2 protein-coding genes are annotated in these 1,540 nt (G+C 30.2%); both read left to right on the plus strand.

The features are described 5' to 3' along the window. On the plus strand, positions 1-894 hold an 894-nt coding region (locus tag BUB80_RS23310), incomplete at its 5' end, for an RHS repeat-associated core domain-containing protein (protein ID WP_317043918.1). Beyond that, positions 891-1,295, plus strand: a complete 405-nt coding sequence (locus tag BUB80_RS23175; protein WP_073298095.1) for a hypothetical protein — start codon at positions 891-893, stop codon at positions 1,293-1,295. The genes BUB80_RS23310 and BUB80_RS23175, both read left to right, overlap by 4 nt. Positions 1,296-1,540: the final 245 nt, after the last annotated feature.

Consider the following 1,540-nt stretch of genomic DNA (forward strand, 5'->3'; position numbering starts at 1 on the left):
TATTGGAAGCCTGGTGAAATTGTAGAAACGAATAATTACTATCCTTTTGGATTATTACATAATTATGCTTTGACTACTCAGAATGCGTATCAATACAAGTACAACGGCAAGGAGCTCCAAGAAAATGGGATGTATGACTATGGGGCAAGAATGTATATGCCGGACTTAGGACGTTGGGGTGTCGTGGATCCGCTAGCGGAGAAATACAGGAGATGGTCACCTTATAATTATGCAGTAAATAGTCCTGTTAGATTTATTGATCCTGACGGTAGATTTATCATTGATCCAAAAGCTACGAAAGAGGAACGTGCTATTATTCAAAGAGCAATCAATTTTGCTAAATCACTGATTCAAGATAAGAAAGTTCTTAGAAGTATGATGAAATGGGGGCAAATGAGCCACAGTAGTATTTTAAACGATTTAACAGATGGTAAAGGACCTGTATTAAATATTAAAGATTTGAGTGGTCTTCAAGCATTTGCAAGTTATAAAGGTAATAGTAAAGGTTCAGGCGAATTTAATTTAAATTCTGGAACGATTGACATGGCAAATAAACTTTCGGGAGAAGACCAATCTGATTTAATTTTTTTGATTGCAGTTTCTATATTACACGAAGATGTACATAGAGGTGATGATGTTTATGGAATTGATAATCCTGAAGAAGAGGGAGAGAAATTTGAAGAGGAAGCCTTTGGAGAAAGTATTCAAAGGAATAATTCAGGAGACAACAGAACAAAATTTAATGTAGGTTTTCAAAAGATATTATCGGATAAATTTTTTGAAAAGAATAAAGATATGTTAAATAAGATGAGAGGATATGAAGAAAAGAAGGAAAAGGATAATACAAATGTTAAAAAGAAAGAATACGAAAATATTATAAAAATTAAAAAATGAAGCTACATATTTTAATACTTCTGTTATTTATAAATTGTTTTAATAAAGTTAATTCAGCTCAAGAAGATATATCGAGTCTTATTGAGATGTCTTTAAATTCTTGCAATGATGCTAAACAATATTATCATTTCGAAATCAAAAATCGTAGAAATATTAGTATTATTTTTAAAAAAATAAATAATCCTTTAACACGAAAAATCAAATGCTTTGGAATTTTAATAAATGAAAATAATGACTTAAATAAAAATGGTAATTTAATTGAGGTTTTGGATTACAAAACAAGTTCCAATAATTTTTTTTTATTATATAAAATTGTAAATCAAGGTGCTGTCGTTGAAACTAATATGGAATATATAAATGGAGAATGGAAGTTCTCAAATTGTAATATTGTAGAGATTTGAAAAGTTTCAGATGGATCGGTATCCCATTGGAAATTTATAACAAAAACCTTGCATTTTGCGAGGTTTTTATGTTTTATAGTGTTGCCGAATTTTTAGCAAAAAAGTCTTTAAATTTTTTATTGGTAAGCCCCAAGCTGGTGCGAGCATTCTGCCATAAGTGTTCGAAACCTCATTCTGGATTTAAAATTTCATTCACTTTATTAGGATCCCCACCGCATCTTTCCACAATATCTTTAATAATTAGC

The sequence above is a fragment of the Chryseobacterium polytrichastri genome (assembly GCF_900142445.1).
GTDB classification, from domain to species: domain Bacteria; phylum Bacteroidota; class Bacteroidia; order Flavobacteriales; family Weeksellaceae; genus Chryseobacterium; species Chryseobacterium polytrichastri.

Excerpts from the sequence above, each read along its gene's own strand:
- BUB80_RS23175 (WP_073298095.1), top strand. The coding sequence starts at position 891 with ATGAAGCTACATATTTTAATACTTCTGTTATTTATAAATTGTTTTAAT.